This window comes from Ruegeria sp. HKCCD9138 (genome assembly GCF_057220975.1).
On the sequence record NZ_JBWVAZ010000012.1, the window covers coordinates 26325 to 44629 of the forward strand.

The 18305-nt window shown below is 56.9% G+C and carries 16 protein-coding genes; 10 read left to right on the plus strand and 6 right to left on the minus strand.

What is annotated here, in order from left to right:
• Positions 1-19 precede the first annotated feature (19 nt).
• Positions 20-721 (plus strand): NapC/NirT family cytochrome c, encoded by a 702-nt coding sequence (locus AC2TEL_RS17965; RefSeq protein WP_480905862.1) that lies wholly within the window; start codon positions 20-22, stop codon positions 719-721.
• 14 nt (positions 722-735) lie between these two features.
• Positions 736-993: a hypothetical protein gene (locus AC2TEL_RS17970; protein WP_480905865.1), complete on the plus strand. Its 258-nt coding sequence runs from the start codon at positions 736-738 to the stop codon at positions 991-993.
• A 360-nt stretch (positions 994-1353) separates the two neighbouring features.
• Here the strand turns inward: AC2TEL_RS17970 and AC2TEL_RS17975 are convergent, their stop codons facing one another.
• A complete protein-coding gene (locus AC2TEL_RS17975) occupies positions 1354-3138 on the minus strand; it encodes an ABC transporter ATP-binding protein (RefSeq protein WP_480905868.1) in 1785 nt (594 codons plus the stop codon).
• A gap of 474 nt (positions 3139-3612) precedes the next feature.
• Here AC2TEL_RS17975 and glf point away from each other — a divergent pair, with 474 nt between their 5' ends.
• The 8 genes from glf (at position 3613) to AC2TEL_RS18015 (ending at position 12421) form a co-directional block, all read left to right on the plus strand.
• On the plus strand, positions 3613-4770 hold the full coding sequence (glf, locus tag AC2TEL_RS17980; RefSeq protein WP_480905871.1) for a UDP-galactopyranose mutase: 1158 nt from the start codon (positions 3613-3615) through the stop codon (positions 4768-4770).
• 261 nt (positions 4771-5031) lie between these two features.
• Positions 5032-6111, plus strand: coding sequence for a hypothetical protein (locus AC2TEL_RS17985; RefSeq protein ID WP_480905873.1), 1080 nt, complete (start codon positions 5032-5034; stop codon positions 6109-6111).
• Between the two features lie 317 nt (positions 6112-6428).
• Positions 6429-7553, plus strand: a complete 1125-nt coding sequence (locus AC2TEL_RS17990) for a hypothetical protein (RefSeq protein ID WP_480905876.1) — start codon at positions 6429-6431, stop codon at positions 7551-7553.
• Positions 7554-7645: 92 nt separating this feature from the next.
• Positions 7646-9577, plus strand: coding sequence for an AAA family ATPase (locus AC2TEL_RS17995; protein WP_480905879.1), 1932 nt, complete (start codon positions 7646-7648; stop codon positions 9575-9577).
• On the plus strand, positions 9574-10161 hold the full coding sequence (locus tag AC2TEL_RS18000) for a hypothetical protein (RefSeq protein ID WP_480905882.1): 588 nt from the start codon (positions 9574-9576) through the stop codon (positions 10159-10161). The genes AC2TEL_RS17995 and AC2TEL_RS18000 overlap by 4 nt, the downstream gene beginning before the upstream one ends.
• On the plus strand, positions 10158-11495 hold the full coding sequence (locus AC2TEL_RS18005; protein ID WP_480905885.1) for a DUF6638 family protein: 1338 nt from the start codon (positions 10158-10160) through the stop codon (positions 11493-11495). Before AC2TEL_RS18000 ends, AC2TEL_RS18005 begins: the two co-directional genes overlap by 4 nt.
• On the plus strand, positions 11496-11762 hold the full coding sequence (locus tag AC2TEL_RS18010; protein WP_480905887.1) for a hypothetical protein: 267 nt from the start codon (positions 11496-11498) through the stop codon (positions 11760-11762). It abuts the gene before it with no gap.
• Between the two features lie 11 nt (positions 11763-11773).
• Complete coding sequence (locus tag AC2TEL_RS18015; RefSeq protein WP_480838905.1) at positions 11774-12421, plus strand: DUF1523 family protein; 648 nt, start codon at positions 11774-11776, stop codon at positions 12419-12421.
• Positions 12422-12474: 53 nt separating this feature from the next.
• Here AC2TEL_RS18015 and AC2TEL_RS18020 read toward each other — a convergent pair whose 3' ends face one another.
• The 5 genes from AC2TEL_RS18020 to AC2TEL_RS18040 all read right to left on the minus strand — a co-directional run bounded on the left by AC2TEL_RS18020 (position 12475) and on the right by AC2TEL_RS18040 (position 18292).
• Complete coding sequence (locus AC2TEL_RS18020) at positions 12475-13569, minus strand: flagellar basal body P-ring protein FlgI (protein ID WP_480838907.1); 1095 nt, start codon at positions 13567-13569, stop codon at positions 12475-12477.
• A complete protein-coding gene (locus AC2TEL_RS18025; RefSeq protein WP_480905890.1) occupies positions 13566-14573 on the minus strand; it encodes a flagellin in 1008 nt (335 codons plus the stop codon). Before AC2TEL_RS18025 ends, AC2TEL_RS18020 begins: the two co-directional genes overlap by 4 nt.
• A 2-nt stretch (positions 14574-14575) precedes the next feature.
• Positions 14576-16027: a flagellar hook-associated protein FlgK gene (gene flgK, locus AC2TEL_RS18030; protein WP_480905893.1), complete on the minus strand. Its 1452-nt coding sequence runs from the start codon at positions 16025-16027 to the stop codon at positions 14576-14578.
• 32 nt (positions 16028-16059) lie between these two features.
• Positions 16060-17355, minus strand: a complete 1296-nt coding sequence (locus tag AC2TEL_RS18035; protein ID WP_480905895.1) for a flagellar hook protein FlgE — start codon at positions 17353-17355, stop codon at positions 16060-16062.
• 97 nt (positions 17356-17452) lie between these two features.
• Complete coding sequence (locus tag AC2TEL_RS18040) at positions 17453-18292, minus strand: flagellar motor protein MotB (RefSeq protein ID WP_480905898.1); 840 nt, start codon at positions 18290-18292, stop codon at positions 17453-17455.
• Between the last annotated feature and the right edge of the window lie 13 nt (positions 18293-18305).

The following is an 18305-nucleotide window of genomic DNA, read 5'->3' on the forward strand; positions in this document are numbered from 1 at the left end:
CTGAAAAGGAGCACGCGACATGGCCGACTCCCAAGAAAAACGTGGACCGATCCGTCGCCTCTGGGACTGGTTCTGGAGCCCACTCGCCGCCCTCAGCGTCGGTTTCACTCTGCTTGCCGGTTTTCTGGCAGGTATCCTGTTCTGGGGCGGATTCCACTGGACCCTGGAACTGACGAATACCGAAGAATTCTGTGTCTCGTGTCACACGATGGAAACCAACCTGGGTGAGTATCGCGAGACCATCCACTACAACAACCATTCCGGTGTGCGTGCGATCTGTTCCGATTGCCACGTGCCGCATGAATGGAACCACAAGATCAAAGCCAAGATCATGGCGGTCAAGGACGTCTACCACGAGCTGGTCGGTACAATCAGCACGCCGGAAAAATACGAAGCGCACCGTCTGAGCATGGCATCGGCCGTTTGGAAGAAGATGAAGGAATCCGATAGCCGCGAATGCCGCAACTGCCACAACTTCGACTATATGGATTTCACCATTCAGGAAGCCCGTGCCGCCGCGGAACACCAACGCGCGATTGACGAGAACATGACTTGTATCGACTGCCACCAGGGCATCGCCCACAGATTGCCGCCCGGATATCTGGAAGAATACCAGAGCATTACCGAAGCCCTGAATGCCGAGTCCGGCGAACCGCTTGAGAAACACGCGGCAGCCTCCGGTGACGATATCCGCTCGTTCCTGAGCGGTAGTAAAGATTAAGGTTGGGGGTTGAGATGCTGGATTTACTCGGAACCATCGGCGGCAACATCCTGAGCCTGCCCGGAATCCTTGGCCTTGCGCTGGGCATGATGACCCGTCAGTTGTGGCTGGGCGCCGTAATGGGTGGTCTTGTCGGCGTTCTGGAGACACTGGTGTTTGCAGGCTGGCAGTTCGCCAATGTTGAAGGCATGGAACTGATCATCGCCATCGTCGTCGGCGTCTGCGCGGGCAGCCTTGGTACTGCCATCCGGCGCAAGGGAACGACGGCCTGAAACCCGTTCGACCGCACGGAAAAACTTACTATCTCGGTGAGCGCGACCAACACTGTGTTTCAGTGGGGTCGCGCCGCTGTTTTGTGGTGAACGAACCGGATCTCATTCGGAATGCTGGCAACCCGATCCTGAGCAGAGCTTTCTTGACTGAAATCCGATGAAACCCTTCTTCAAAAATTGAAATTCAAAGGTCAGGGGCGTCAGTTCCGTCGAGCCCCTGATGAAGACAGAGCTGTAAGGCACTGGTGAGCAGCTTTTGTGGCAGCACAAAAGCAGCCCTCTCCGCGCTCAAAGATTCCGCTGCCAATGTTTCTCCGGGTTTACCGAAGGGCGACAGTGCTGGCGGATTTGAAAATCTCGTTAGTCCGCGACCTCGACGCCCGGTTCGTGCTTTCTGAACTGCTGATCGAACAGTTGACGGAAGCTGCCGTTTTTCTTCATCAGCTCGTCCAGATTGCCTTGTTCGACAACGGCTCCGTCCTGCACAACTATAATTCTATCCGCTTCCAGGACGGTGGAAAGGCGGTGCGCAATTACGATCACTGTCATGTCCTTTGTAAGTGCATCCAAGGCGTTCTTGACCAGAGATTCCGATTCAGCATCAAGCGCGCTGGTTGCCTCATCCAACAACAGGATCTCGGCGTTGCGTAAAATCGCGCGGGCAATCGCAATACGTTGTTTTTGCCCACCAGACAGAAACGTACCGTTTTCACCAACTTGCGTTTCGTACCCGTCAGGCAGGGCACAGATGAAATCATGCGCATGCGCAGCGCGTGCCGCTTCCATCACTTCCTCGTCCGTGGCATCGGGCGCGGAACAGCGCAGGTTTTCCATCACAGAGGTCGAAAACAGGAATGTGTCCTGACTGACATACGAGATCTTTCGGCGCAGCGAGGCGAAACTGGCTTCACGCAAGTCCTGTCCGTCGATCTCTACAATTCCTTCGTCAGGATCATAAAACCGCATGATCAGACCGAATATAGTCGACTTGCCCCCACCCGATTGCCCGACCAAGGCGGTGGTTTTTCGCGCTTCAAAAGTCACATTCATGTTTTCGATTACCGGCATTGCACCTTGATATCCGAATGTGACATTTCGCAAAGTGATCTCGCCCGGGCCCTGTAACAGCTCGCGCGCATCCGGGCTTTCCTGCATCGTGTCTTCCTGGTCGAGCAAGCCGAACAACATGCCGACACCGACCATGCAGGTTTCTATCTGGACGCGCATCCTCGACAACCGTTTGGCGGGCTCGTACGCCATCAGCAGCGCAGTAATAAAGGACATCAACTGACCCGCCGTGGGCTGCTCGCTCCCAGCGATTCCCATTGTGCTGACCAAAAGGACGCCAGCGACCGCCAGCCCGGCCAAAAACTCCATCAGCGGGCTGGCGATGGATTGCAATCTCGCAATGTCGTTCGAACGTTCCTCGACCTTGCGAATGGCAGTGTCCATGCGTGTGACCATGCGATCTTCCAGCGAGAAGACCTTGATCACTTTGATCCCAGCCGACGTCTCTTGCAAAACGCGGATGATTTCAGCCAGTGATTTGAACTCTGCCTGCATGATTGAGCGCACGCTTTTCAGAAGGTAGCGCACACCCAGCAATGCCACCGGCCCCACGACAAAGAACATTATCGAAAGAACGGGTTGCTGATAGACCATGACAATGACGAGACCCACCAGTGTCAGCGCATCACGAACGAACCCGGTGACAATTACATCAATGAGTTGTCGCGCCGCTTGTGCGCCGTGAGTGGTTCTCATCAAAAGGTCAGAAGACTCGTTTGCTGTGAAAAAAGAAATGCCATGCCTGAGAAGCTTGCGATAAACCCGATCCTGCTGCGCCGCAACGATCCGGTTTCCGGCCCGAGCGAGAAATACGGCTTGAATGTAGGTCGCGATCGCTTTGGCAAGGAAAAGTCCCACAACCCCCAACGCAATCATAGGAACCCAGCCGCGCATATCGGGGCTGGTCATGGCATCGACAATATACTCCATCATGTAGGCAGAGCCGGCCGTGGTCGCCGCAACGGCGATCATTGCAATAATCGCGATCCCGTAAAGCCCACCTTGCGCATAGAAGCTCTCACCGATGAGGCGGCCCATATAGCCTGACCGCCATTCATTCCAGGCGCGCTTTATCATTGCAAACTCCATATCATGAAACCCTGCGCCCGCTCAGATATCCCATAATTGTTTCCGCCAAAAGTGCCGATGAACATTTAATGGGGTTTCACCCAAGCCGGCTGCCCGGTGTTGCTGGCAAGTAATACCGGATTTCCAGGCCGCAAGGTTTTACTTACAGAAGCCTTCACGAAAAACACATGCCAAAATTCGCACTGGCGCATGGTGTTGCGGCAGCCCTGGCAACGGGTGGCAATAAGGCTGGCCTGCCCAGGACACTTGGCGCGACCCCCGACTTGTTTGGAAAGCTCTTTCTTTCGTTTCGGTTTTTGTTGAAACCGGGGTGTCCAGGCACATCACAATTTACATCGACGCTCTATGCCAACCTGGTGGACATCCGTGTCCAGTTGAGATGAATATTGAAACTCGAGCGTTTTAGTGGAAATCGAATGCGGAACATCCCGACAAAGATTGCCATATCCAAAAGGTGTCCGAGTGGAAACATGTCGATTTCTGATAGTTGGTGCAGGGCTATCCGGGGCGGTAATCGGACGGGAACTGGCCGAGCAGGGTCATGAAATCTCGGTAATAGACAGCCGCGACCATATCGGGGGCAATTGTCATACGGAACGCGATGACGAAACCGGCGTCATGGTCCACGTGTACGGTCCGCACATCTTTCACACGGATGATGAGGAGGTTTGGCAGTACGTAAACCGGTACGCCAGTTTTCTGCCGTACAAGAACCGGGTGAAGGCCACGTCACGGGGTCAGGTTTTTTCGCTGCCCGTGAATCTGCACACGATCAACCAGTTTTTCGGCAAAGTATTGCGGCCGGATGAAGCGCGCGCCTTTATCGCTCAGGAGCAAGCGGATACGTCGATATCCGATCCGCAGAGTTTCGAAGAGCAGGCAATGCGTTTCGTCGGTCGTGAATTGTACGAAGCGTTCTTCAAAGGGTATACAATCAAGCAATGGGGCTGCCACCCGTCTGAATTACCTGCCTCGATCCTCAAGCGTCTTCCGGTACGGTTCAACTACGACGACAACTACTTTTTTCACAGATTCCAGGGCATGCCTGAAAACGGTTATACCGAAATGGTCGCCGCAATCCTGGATCATCCGTCAATTTCGGTGCATCTGAACACCACCTTTGACCGCACGACCGTCGACACATTCGACCACGTCTTCTATTCCGGGCCGCTGGACGGCTATTTTGATTTTGAGCTGGGCCGCCTGGGTTATCGAACCTTGGACTTTGAATCCTTCACGTACAAAGGGGATTATCAGGGATGCGCGGTGATGAATTACAGCGATGAGGATGTGCCCTACACGCGCATCACCGAGCACAAGCACTTTGCACCCTGGGAAACGCACGAAATGTCAGTGTGTTACCGTGAATACTCTCGGGCGGCGGATCCTGGCGATATCCCCTATTACCCGATCCGACAAGTGAAGGAAAAAGCGCTGCTTGCTGAATATGTTGAAATGGCGAACAGGACGCAGAACGTAACGTTCGTCGGTCGCTTGGGAACTTATCGTTATCTGGATATGGACGTGACGATCAAGGAGGCGCTGCATACAGCAGAAGCAACCCTTACAGCCCTGTCCGAGGGAGGTCCAATCAAACCGTTTTTTGTTTCGGTCTTGTAAGACAGGCGGCACGACATCCCGCATTCGAAAAGGTCACATCTTTCGTTCGACCGTCAGATACGCACCAAGACTGGCGGTGGCGGTTCCTCGTCGCACTATCTGTCGCCGTGGTGAAAATGACTGATAAGGACAGGTCTCTGCACCTATCTTTTTCCGCGCGAGTTTGCCAATCTTTGCAGGATTTCAGCACCCAATGGGGATGTAAATGATTGTAACATCTCCTATCTTATTGGGTACATAAGGAAAACAGGGATAGCACAGATGTCGAACCAGCAATTCGAAGCATTGATCGAAGAGACTCAGGCGAAGGTCCGCGAAAGCCAGTCACAGATCGAAGGGCTGACCTCGCGAATCGAGGCCGCCCGCGCCAAGATCGGCACCGCCGAGGCGGATATCGACATCGAAAATGCCACGCTCGAGGACGTACACGCCCATACCGAGGTGATGAACGCCAACATCGCCGAGCTGATCATGGGTCTGGATGACGTCACCAGTGCCTTTTCCAAGGATTTCGACGAGATGCGTTCGAAAACCGGGTGGGAATCGTTTGTCGGCATCTTTTCCAAGGGTAAGTCAGAGTCGATGCGGCAGGAGCGGATGCGCACCGCCAACATCGACGACAAGCTACAGGACCTGATCGCCAAATCCGACGTGATCGTGAAACTGCTGGAAGGGCAACTGGCCGTTCTGGAAGAACAGCGCGTGAAGGTCGAGAACAACCTGAGCGGTACGCTGGACGATCGTGAGGCGACCGTGGCCGAGTTGGAAGCGTTGCGCGCCGAGATTCAGGGGATGGACCCGACGATCATCACTCTGGAAAACAAGATCAGCGTCGAACAGGACGCCGCCGCGCGGACCCAGCTTGAAACCGAGCTGGCTGAGCTGAACAAGCAATACAACGCCAAGGTTCAGGAGGAGCAGGTCAAGCTGGCCAAGTCCCAGACGCTGGAGCGCTATATCGAAAAGGGCAAAACCTGGGTCGATTCACTGCAAAATCAGGCGGCGACGCAGATGGTGCTGATCAACAAGCTGCAGACAGACACCCAGCAGCGCGTGGTGCTGTATGACGCCCTGACCAAGTCGCTGAAGACCGCGCAGCAGCAGGACGTGGCCCACCGCATCAACGAGATCGGCGTGCAGACCGACCAAGAGGCGCAAACCGCCATGGCGGCCATCGGCACCGCGACCAACCAGAAGATGGCTGACATGCTTGAGGCGCACGAGGACCATATGGTCTTTGCCCGTGACGTGCTGGAGAAAAAGGCCAAGGCAGATGAGCGGTTCGCGCGCCGGTTTGCCTCGATTGTCGAGAAGCATGATAAGAATTTGTATGGTGGTTAAGTGCGTTTCGCTCACCAGCAATTCATATTGATAGTCGTGAGTCTTGGTCCGCTTATGGTGCCAGACTTCTTGGAAAAGTTGGGCTTAATTGAGCAGAAACCGACCTATCCAGCGGTGTTCCAGATACTGCTTTCGATGGCAATTGGCGCTTGGTTTATCCGTTTTCTGTGTTGGCTTAGTTGGGGTAGCGAGAGAGGGGTTCGTTTTCAACGACTAGTCGGGATTAGTCCTGAAGTGGTGCTGAATAGTATTGGTTCGCCGCTATACAGGTGGTGGTTCCACATCGACAAAAATGGGAAAGACTTGGACGCCCCGAGATGAATGATACTAACCCCACCCAAGACCATGTCGGCCTGACCGACACCTTCGCCTCACGCCGCTATTTCCGCAAATTCGAGGTGATCACCGTCCGCCTCCTGCGCGTGGCCGCAACGATGGAGGCCGAGGGCGCGATCAGCAAGCAAGAGGTGCGGATCGTGTCGCGCTACCTCTCGGGACTGCTCTACACCTTCCGCGCGCTCAGCATGAAATACCTGCTGGTCGGGCGCGATACGGGGCGGTTCTTTGGCAGCCTCGCCCTGGACAAACGCGACAGCGGGTTTCCGGTGGCGGCCGAGCTGCTGACCATGGCCAATGACGCGCAGCAGGCGCAGGTGCATCTGGCGAACATGCCCTCGGAAGACGACCTGAAAACCGACATGGTGCGGACCATCATTGGCGATCAGGAAATTCCCACTAAACTGCAATTCGCACTGTCACAAAGGCTCTATTACGAGGAATTATTGAAAGGTCAGTTGTTCTGGGCCCGCAACGACCCCGAATGCCATTGGATCGGCAATGAAGGAGACCGGCGTAAGTTTCTGATCCACTGGGCGGTCTATGACAGCCAGATCAACCTGCCGGTCATCTACCTGATGCAGCTTGAGGACAGCGGTAAGACGGCTCTACCCAAGGACCAGCGCCGATGGCCCGAAGTGCAGGCGCATCTGATGGCGCAGGCGCTGGGCGGGCTGAAACTGGTGACCATCGCCAAAGGCTTCGATCAGGATTTCGACGATCTGCACCCCAAACACCTGCGCCGCATCCATGTGGGCCCGATGTATTCCTCGGCTTATACCGAGCAGTCCGGTCCGCTGCGGCAGGTGCTGGAGGACGCGCAATCTCCGCAAGGTCAGGACTGGGCGCTGGCCTGGACCACCGAAGAGCTGGAAAGCGAAGAGGTCATCGAAGAACGCGCTGGGTGGTTCTCGACCGTTGAACGCGAGGTGTTCGCTTTGGACCCGTTCGGCGGGCAGGGGGCCGAGACCGGGGCCACGCGCACGCAGCGGTCGATCATCCTGCCCCAGCGCCCGTTTCAGGTGCTGGCCGAGCGCAACCCGCCGGGCTTTGCCGATGTGCGCAAGTTTGTGGTCAGCAAGTCCGGACAGGTGTTGAGATATTGAGATTTTCGCCTTCCCTTACAGACCCTTTCAGGATCCTGTCGGGCAGTGGGACGAGAGTATTTTTGAAAAGATGAAGCAAGGGCGGTTTTGAGATGAGTTTGACGTCAGATCAGATGGAATTGCGCGAAGGCGACATTCGCAAGCATTATCCGGCGGCGACAGCCTTGCTGAATGGGTTCGAACATGCGCCACGGATTGCGAAACCTGTTGAGGCCGCTGTTGAACGGTCACCGGGTGTATCGACCGGACGGCGGTTTCGGTCGACGACACCGGGGTTGGTGACGCGGCGCACGGTGCGCGCTGACGGAGTGCATCTGGTTGAACGGATCGAGGCCTCGGATGATGGGGATGCATTGGTCTCGCCGCCTCAGGCGACAACGCAGCAGGCAATCCGCCGTGCCATAGCCATCGCTCTGGCCGTAGCCGAGGCATATGCGGAACAGACCCCGCTGGCCGATCTCAAACGTGCGAATTTGGCCGGAGATCTGCCTGCCGCCCGCAAGGCTGAGTTCTCGGAACTGCTGACGGCAGAGGCCCTGATCACCTCGCACGCTTTCGGCAATGCGCTGGCCTATCTGATGTCCTCGCATCTGGGCGAAACCACGGTGGATATCGGAGAGATCGAAGAGGTTCTGACCGACAATGGTCAGCTCGCTCTGCACGGCGCGTTGTGGGAACTGGATCAGATGCTGGCCAAACATGCCCCCGACGATGCGCATCTGATCGCGGCCACCAGCGCCTATGCCGAGCAGCTGATGGAGAAGGCTGCCTTGCGCGCGCAGACGACTGGACATCTGGCCCCGTTCCAGAATGCTGCCTGGCATATCGAGGCCGACGATCTGACGATCCGGGGGTTTGAGCCGGCGTCTAAGGCCAAATCCACCACGCTGACCATGACGTTCAAGAGCCCGAACGAGGTGGTGGGCAACCATATCGCCAAATATCAGGCGATGAAGCTGGCCAAGATGCTGATGGCCTATGATTTCGACCGTCGCCTGAACCCGTTTGCCGAGCTCGGCGGGTTCATTTTCACCTTCATGGGCGATGGGAAACCGGGCACCGGTAAGACCACTCTGATCCAGATGATGGCCGGGCTGATCAATGACTATTGCCAGAACGCGGGCTACCCGTTCCGCTATCAGAACCTGAGCACCGACAATATCGACAGCTATCAGGGCAAATCCGGCCAGAACGCCAAGGCGTTTATCAATACGATCATCGACCCCTCGGTCATCGGCTTTGGCACCATTGACGATATTGATCAGCTGGCAGGTAAACGCGGCGACCGGCAGTCCAGTGCCGGGCAGCTGGAAATCACCGCCGTGCTGATGGAGAGCTTTGCCGGGGCCAACACCGTTGTGCGTGGCAATTGCACCTTTGGCATGTTCTCAAACTACCCCGAGAATGTGGATGACGCCCTGCGCCAGCGGGCCGGTGCGCGGTTTCTGGTAGACGGGCCGCAGACGCGCGAGGATTACATCGACATCCTGCACCTGCTGATGGGCCGCAACCACGACATCCCGCTGGGCGAGCACGAGGCTTATGCCGCGCAGGAGATCAAAAAGGCCGTCGCCGCCAGTTTCGAAAGCCATTCCCGCCCGCATGAGGAAGCGCTGCTGCAGGTCTATGACCGGGTGTCCGGCGATATCGGCCAGATGGACACGATCGCCAAGCTGGGCACCTACCTCAAGGCGATCCAACAGGCGGATGAGCGTTTTACCGGCCGCGCGATCAAGAACATTACCGACGCGGTCAAAGTCCGTGCGATGGATTTCGAACTGCCCGATGAATGGATGGAGAACCCCGACCTGTTCCTGTTCCGCGACTACGACACCAAGAAGGCGATGATCGAGGACCTGCGCCAGCCGATCACGGTGGACATGGTGATGCAAGAGATCAACCGCTACGCCGACAGCGAATTCCGCTATGCCGACAAGAGCGACGAGGTCGCCATTGAAAACGCGGTGCGTGAGATGGGCCGGATGGAAGAGGCCAAGCGGCGGTATTTGGAGGGGAAGGGGTGAAGGAATTGGCCATCGTCTTTTTCCTGCTAGCGCTGATTGCACTCGCACCGCCACTTTTTCTGATCTTGGAATCCTATCCGGGTTCGTTTTGGCAAAGGTTGGAGGGTGCTATCTCGGAATACGATGGGACCATCATTTCTCTGGGAACACTATTTCTTGTATCTGGCCTGGCTTTACTTACGACTCATCTGTCCAACAGGTCGTCAGAGAAGAGAGAAGCAGCAAATCGTATGATCTCTACGGAGATGAAAATTGCTGAAATGAGAAAAAAATGGATTGATGAACTGAGAGATGATTTTGCACTGTTTTCTTCGCTTGTGAGCACTGAAACCAGTTTGGAAAGTATGCGCGAAGAAATTGAAGTCGCGTCTCGTATACTGCTTCGTATGAATCCAAATGACGCGAACTACGATGGTCTTGTTGCTTGCCTAAAGAACGCATCAATACAGTTCCGCTCGGAGAATCCTGACATCAGTGAGCTGGTTACACTTAGGGAGTTGTCGCAGGACATTTTGAAGCTCGAATGGGAACGACTAAAGCGAGACCTAAAATCAGCTCGACTACTTGAGGCCAGAGTCGAATGATCCGCCTCATCAAAAAAGGCCTAATGTTCGGCAACCTCGTCCACATCTCCAGTCCGGCTCTGGTCGAGCGGTATAACCGCGCGCTGCAGCATCTGGCGGGCAAGACCACGGCGCTGACGGATTTTCATGTCGATATCTCGGGCTATTCACCTGAGGTGGGGATTGAGTTGGAGGATGAGCTCTACCTCAACCCCAACGGGGTCAACCGGCAGTTCATCCTGCTGACGACCGAGCAGAAACGCGCGCCTTTGCTGAACGTCAAATTCTCGACCTCGCGCGATATTCTGCGCGAATTCATCGAGATGAACGAGGCGCAGCTGTTCGCCCTGACCGCCACCGATGCGGTGGCCGGAGAGCTGGTGAACTCGGTCTTCAAACTCACCACCCCGCGCGATCTGCTGAACCTGAGCAAGATCGAGATCGAGGCGGATACCGCTGGCGGCACCCTGCGCAAGGCGCAGCAACTCGCAGGCATGGTCGAGCGGTTCAAGACAAAAGAGGACGCCTGGTTTGACGATGTATTGATCGCGAAGATGATCGAAACCGCCAAGGAAACCGGAGACGTCACCCGCAATCCCGTCCGTCTTCGCCACACGGCGTTCGAACAGCGCAATTTCTGGACGGCCCATTTCGGCGGGCTCTACCTGTTCCCGGATCTGGATCACCCGGCAGCGATCTGCATGGGCGACAAGCCCGACGACTTGCCAATCAAGTATGTTTTTGCCCCGTCGCAGCGGAACCAGATCGCCAAATTCCTGACCTACAACGATCTGGTCGAACCGATTGTGAAAGCTCGTGGTGTGGATGCAGCCGCAATCTTGCAGCAGAAGATGGACTTTCTGACCGTTGACGCGGCCGCGGATGCCGATCTCGATCTGACGGAACTGGATCGCAGCGATATGCGGCGCCTGGCCCGCAACCACTCTGACCGTTTGCCCGAGGCCTATCACGGCCTCGCGCAATTGCTGCGCTGGGCCACCGATGGTGGGCCGTGGCCGCGCATCACGTCAGATCATCCGGCGTATTTCTATACGCTCCGCGCGGCAGACACGCCGAACCGCGATCTGGTGAACATGCTGCTGGCCGAGCTGGCACCTCTGGACCCGCGCCAGATGTTCATCTGCCATAAGGAACTGTTCTACAACACCTACAAAACGTGGCCCGAGACCAAGAAAGCCTATGTTGCCGACATCCTCGCGCGCGAGTATCAGGTGGACAAGGCAGGCGCCCGCGCCGCTTTGTTCGGTCACGAGCCGGACATGAGCGGCAACGACAGAGTCAGCGATGAGATCATCGCCCGCGTCGGACCCTGGGGCGCTGTAGGGAGAAACTAAATGTTCGTCGCACTCCGCTTTCTGATCCCGCTGCTGATCATTTTAACGGTGATCTATTTCAGCTTATCGGTTTATTCCCGCTTGGTGCGGCGGCGTAAATTGATCGCGCATTGGGAAAAAAAAGGGATGACAGGCGATCGTGACGCCTTTGTCGCGCGCGGGTTGAGGAAGTATGAAAACTCCTTTCGCAAAAAGCTGTTGCTGGGTGTTTACGTTGTCCCGCTTGGGGCAATTGCCCTGCTGATCTACATTACCAATTTCAAATGAGGGCCGGATAGATGGTCTATGTTAAGTGGGCGTTCATCATAATTTTCTGGGGCTTGGTCGCCTCAGTGCTGGAATACACGCTGCCGCAGCAGGATGTGGTGCGGATCGTTAAGACCGAGGTGCGGAGGGTTGATTTCGGTGAGAATTCGATCTTCTGGGCGCAGCAGGACACGGGGCAGGAAACCGCCCAGGCAGTCAACCGTGATGTACGCTTTGTCGAAACCTTCCGCCCCAACGGAAAGCCGCGCGTCTATCGGAACGAGGATACCGGTTGGGGTTGGCCGCCCTATTTCAAGCTCGACAGCTCGAATCTGCAGGCGGAACTAACCAATCTTGTGTCGACCGCAGACAGCCCGCAATGGGTAGTTTTGCGCCACTATGGCTGGCGCAATCAGCTTATGTCGATCTTTCCCAACGTGGTGTCTGTGCGACCAGTGGACAGCCCTGACGTGCGGCTGATCCCGTGGTTCAACATCATCTTCCTGACGGTGTTCTTTGCCATCGTCTGGGCGCTTTGGGTGCGGTGGCGCCGGTTCCGGCAGCGCCGCATTGACCCGATGTTGGAAAGCGTCGAAGACGGTCTGTACGCCGCCGGTGACGCGATCGAAGAGCGTGGCAGTAGGGTCCGGCGGTGGCTGGACAGCTGGAAATCAAAGTGATGACGGAGCGGGGGTATTTTTCCCGCCATCGCGTTAATTCGATGCCGGATTTGTCACCGCACCACGAACTCGGCATGTAATGCACCCGCGGCTTTGATCGTTTTCAATATGTCGATCATGTCGCGGGGTGACACCCCAAGTGCGTTTAACCCGGCCACGACCTCGGACAGGGTGGTGGCCTCGGGTATCTCGGCCAGCCCGGTGCCCTCATCTTCTTCGATGCCGGCGATCGTGCGCGGAACGACAACTGTTTCGCCGCGAGCGAAGGGATTGGGCTGAACAGCAATCGGCGCTTCTTCGACCGTCAGGGTCAGGTTACCCTGCGATACAGCCACACGCGAGATCCGCACGTCTTGCCCCATGACAATAGTGCCGGACCTTTGGTCAACCACCACCCGGGCTTTGCTTTCAGGTTGTACCAGAATATTCTCAATGCGGCCGATGGCATGCGCGGTTGAAATGGACTGGGTCGCAGAGATGTTCAGTTCGACCGTGCCGGAATCCCGCATTATTGCGACGGCGCGATTGAATTCTGTGTTGATTGCCACCTCAATGCGGCCTGCCGTTGTGAAATCCGGCTCCCGCAGCGCCAGCCTGAGCTGGGTGAGTGCGGACAGTTCGAAGTCTATTTCCCGCTCGACCCGCGCGCCGGAGGGGACGACACCCGATGTCGGAACACCGCGCGTGACCGAGGCCGCTTCGCCTTCGGCTACGGCGCCACCGGCCAGAACCGTGCCTTGTGCCACCGCGTAGATCTGCCCGTCGGCGGCGTTCAGCGGTGTCATCACCAGTGTACCGCCCAGCAGGCTTTTGCTGTCTCCGATGGCGGAAACCGTTATGTCGATCTGGCTGCCGACCCGGGAAAAAGGCGGCAGAGTCGCGGTGACGAGCACTGCAGCAACGTTTTTTGGCCGGAAGTCCTCTCCTGTCACGTTTACGCCCAGCCGTTCCAGAATATTGGACATGATTTCTTCGGTGAAAGGTGAATTGCGCAACCCATCCCCGGTCCCGTTCAGCCCGACAACCAGTCCGTAACCGACGAGATCGTTACCGCGCACTCCGTCGAAATCCACCAGATCTTTCAATCGGATCGCGCCGGCGTTGGCCAGGCAGGGCAACAGCATCAATAGGAATAGAAGAACTCTCATCTCAGGAAATTCACCAGCGAAAGACTGGCGTTGCGAACCGTTACGGAATAGAGGCTTTCCAACTGAAACTGTACGGTTTGCAATCGCGCGGCAGTTTCATATGGATCCGCCTCGATCAATGCACTACGGGCGTGTTTCGCACTGGTTTGTTCCGCTGCGTTTCGCGTGGCCGCCTGTTCGACACGGGCCTCTGCCACGCCAACTTGTGCACGCAGTTTGACAGTTTCGTCCTGGGTGTTCGCGAGGCCTACACCCAACTGAGTGAACAACGCGGTCCTTTGGCCTGGCGCCAGGTTGAGCGCGCTGTCAGACACAAGCGCGGCGACAGCGACATCGCGCAGAGCTGCCTTGAAGGCGGGATCGATCGCCGTGATCGGAAGGTCTATCCTTTCTTTGTCCGAGATCTGCATGGGTGTCAGCGATGTCGCGGACCCTTGATAGATGACGGCGTTGAACCCGGCTGGATTGTTGAACCAGTTCTCAGCAGCCTGACGGATGCCCGCTGCGGTAGTAATACCTGTCAATTCGGTTTGCAGGGCGTTCAGTAGCGTTTCGGCCGGCGGCAAGGGTGACACATCGGTCGCTGTGCCAGAATACAGGCTGCGCCCGCCGACCCGCGTGTTGAGAGCCGAGACCAGTGTGTCGAGCTCATTGCGAGCCTGAACCGAGGCTTGCTCATGGGTTACCGTCTGGTTTGCGGTCCCAAACGCCAGCAGCGAGGCGGACAGCTCACCGATGGAATCGCTGAACGTCGTCATGCTGAGTTGCATCGCATCGGTGAACAGGTGCGCCTCGGCGGTTGCAACGCCAAAGGCGTGCAGCCGCGCCAGCTTGTGATCCAGATCGAGCAAGTGTGAAAAATCGCCACCCAATCTGCCCGAGACGTCCTGCACCTGTCCGGTGGACATTTCATATGACAGGGTTTCGATCTGGGATTTGATTTCGGTGCTGCGCGCTCTCAGGGTCAATCCCCGCGCCAGATCGCCAATAGAATTCAGTGTCATGATCAAAGCCTCAGCAGAGTTTCCATCAGTTCATCGACCACCGCGATGATCCTCGCATTTGCCGCGTATGTCTGTTCGATCTGCATCATGCGCTGGAGCTCCTGATCGCTGTCCACGCCCTGCTCGGCCACGACTTTTTCCATCTCAAGCTGGGCGCTGGCGGCAAAAGTTTTGCGTTGGTTGGCAACATGCGCATCTGTCCCCGCTTTAGACAACAACGCTTCAGAGACTTCTGCCGCACGCATATTACCGGTTCCAAAGCTGGCACCTGTCACCGCGCGGCCGGTGTCAAGAATCGCTCTGAACGCTTGCAGTAGAGAGGCATTGCCCGGATCACCTGGAGTTATGGCGCCAAGTCCGTCACGCAGTTTCCAACTTGCGCCGCCCGTGTCCGGATCAACGGCCGCATTGAGTTCGATCCGTGATGCCAGACCAATTTGAGCTGCCGCGTTAAACCTGTTACCGCCGTCGGTGAACAGGCCTGCATCCGCTGCTGTAACCGTTGGATCCAGACCCGGTGCCTCAAACCGCTCGATCAGATCACGGGCAACGGCGTCCAGATTTGCCTGCGCTTCAACGGCCAACTCATCACGAATCTCAAACTGTGCCACAAGGGCACCGCCCCGAATCTGGGCATAATCTCCACTGACCCGAACAGGCTGGCCGTTGACCTCGAGGCCGGACAACAGCCCGTTGCCGACTGTCATGTGAGGCATCGTCTCACCGGTTGTGGAGAACGAAAACTCGGCTGCCTTTCCTTCCAACAGGATGAGGCCACCATCCGAATACAGTGAAACCCTGTCGTTTTCGCGGGCGATGACGTTGACGGGTATGAGTTCGTTCACTTTGTCGATCAACACCTGCCGCTGATCCAGCAATCCGCCGACTTCGCCTCCGGAATTTCGCACAGAGGGAATTTTTGCATTCAGCGCTTCAATATCCTTGAGTGTCTGGTTCAGCGTTTTGACCTGATCGCCAATGGTTCTGTCGGCGTCAGAGCGCATTTGCCTTAATCCCTCCGAGGATGCGTTCAGCGCTTTCGACAATTCACTGCCCGCGCGCGCAACCTGATCCAAACGCTCGGCAGAACCTGGCAGGCTGGCAGCCGTGATCAGGCTACCTTCAAAACCCGCAAGGCGGGCGGTGATCGAGGTTGGTTCCGTCGCGCTGCCAACCAGTTTTTCGAACCCCGACTGGAACCCTGATATGGCTGACCTGTTGGCCATGTCAGCATCCGTCGCGCGGCGGTTGGCCAAAAGCACGGGGTCCTGGTGGCGCGTGATTCCGACCACGCGAACCCCGTTGCCGGAAACAGGGCTGGTCGCCAATTCAAGGGTCCGGCGTGCATAGCCCGGCGTCAGGGCGTTGGCGATGTTGCCGGAAACAACCGCCGCGCCGCGGCTGGCAGCGCTTAACCCGCCAATTGCGTTGTTCAGTGCTGTCGACATGTTCATGGATCAGTTCCTTTCCGCCGGTCAGCCCTGGATCAGCGTTTGATATTGGTGGTTTCCTGCAGCATCTCATCCACTGTCTGGATTACCTTGGCGCTGGAGGAATACGCCCGCTGTGTCTGGATCATCGAAGTGAGTTCCGTCGCGACATCCGTGGTTGATTCCTCACGCGCGAAGGCAACCAGATCACCCGTTGGGCCTTCACCGGCATTCCAAAGAAAAAACGTCCCACTTTCCCGCGATGGGGCATAGGTCTGGCTGTCCAACGCCGTCAGGCCGTTGGGGTTTGGCACATCGGCCAGTGGGATCTGGAACATGCGGCGGCTGACGCCAGTGTCGTAGAAGGCGTAAACATAGCCCTTCTCATCAACCTGAACGCTGGTCATCGTCCCGACGGCCGAGCCGTCGCGGGTGATCGAAACCGGGGCGAACGTATCCGACAACTGCGTGATGCCGTCCGTATCACCGATCTGGCCGATATTGACCTCCATCGGCCCGCCCGCCACGTTCACGACGAAACTGCCGGTTGCCGGATCATATGCACCCCCGGAAACGGCCGTGACGCTGGCAAGCGTTCCGCCTGCTGTCCGGCTGTCGGTAAAAGTCAGAGTGTATTCGCCAATTACCGCGCCGCTCGAGGCTGAATCCCGCATGGTCAGGGTCCATTCATTGCTGGACCCGGTTGCCGGAACTGTGGGAGTCAACTCTATGTTGACGCTCTCGGATTTGCCCAGATTGTCGAAATACTCCACCGACAATGGCTGAACGTCGCCTGGGGCGCCGGCTTCGGTTGCAGTGGCGGGCAAGTTCATCCGCAAGTTCATACCGGTCGTGGGGGAACCCGAAAGCTGATTGACGCTCAATTGAATTGGCACCAGTGCAGCAGGCGTATCGCGGGGCACGCTGGGGATCGATCCGTCTGCTGCTGAGGGCCAACCCAACAGCACAAGACCGGATTCTGTCACAAGATACCCTTCTTCATTCGTGCGAAAAGACCCGGTGGTGGTCAGCTGCATTTCACTTGACCCGGTCCCGATTTGGGAGCTGGGCCGCACCGGCAGCATACCGCGCCCGCGGACGGCCAAATCGGTAGAGTTGTTTGTGGTCACCAGGGATCCGCGCTGATCGATCATGCGCTGGCTCGTGGTTCTGACACCCCCGGCGGAATAGCTGCCGCCCTGGCCCGAAGTGACCATGGAGTGAAAGTCGGTCTCGACCCGCTTGTACCCGAATGTCGACGAATTGGCGATGTTGTCTGAAATGGTGGCCAGCCTGTTGGCATTGGCCTTCAACGCCGCCACACCGGCATTCAGCGAAGAGGAAATGGTCATCGGCACGCCCTTCTGTTGCGTCAATCGTTGCTGCAACAGGTAACGCGCTGGGCCTTAACAGCGCGCTAACAGGTAAAATGCGCAATATAGTTTTGGATCACGGGTTTCTCAGGAAGATGATTTCAATCCGGTTGTTGCGTGGTGCCATCGGGTTTTCCGCCACCAGTTCCCGGTCCGCATGACCGGCTACGCGATCAAACCGCTGTGCCGTCATTCCCTTGTTCTGCAACATCTGACGCACCACCCGAGCGCGCGATGTCGACAGATCCCAGGACGGGTTTTTTGCAAGCACCAGCGGTTCAGACCGCACATGCCCCTCCACTGCGACAGCGTTCGTCACAAGGTCCGACGATCGAGTGATCAACAACGCCAATGCCCGCAGCATGTCCGTCGGCTTGTCTGAGCCTGAGGCGAACAATGGCTGATCTTCGGTATCGAAGATCTCGACCACCAACCCCTCATCCGTGACGCGCGTAATGATGTGTTTCAGCAATTTGTCAGAAACCACGCTCTCTCCCGTGCGACCCAGCAGGTGCGCCTCGAGCGACGAAAAATCCTCGGACACGTGCTGGCCCCCGCCCTTGTCGTCAACGCCGGTCGAACCTCGGGCCTCCCTGGCTCTGGTCGGGTTGCGCTTGGTGGCACCCGATCCGTCCATGACCAGAGTTTTTTCGGAAAACATGTTGTTGCCGCCAAAGGCGCCGTCACCGCCGCCCGAAACCGGATTGACCGGAATCGTCGGCGAAAAGTAGTCGGCCAGCCCCTTTCGTTGCTTTTCCGTTGTTGCGTTCAGCAGCCACATCAACATGAAGAAAGCCATCATGGCCGTGACAAAGTCAGCATACGCGACTTTCCACGCACCTCCGTGATGGCCTTCGCCACCCGATACACGCTTCTTCTTGATGATGATTGGCGCCGCATTGGATTGCGCACCCATCTCCACCACCTTC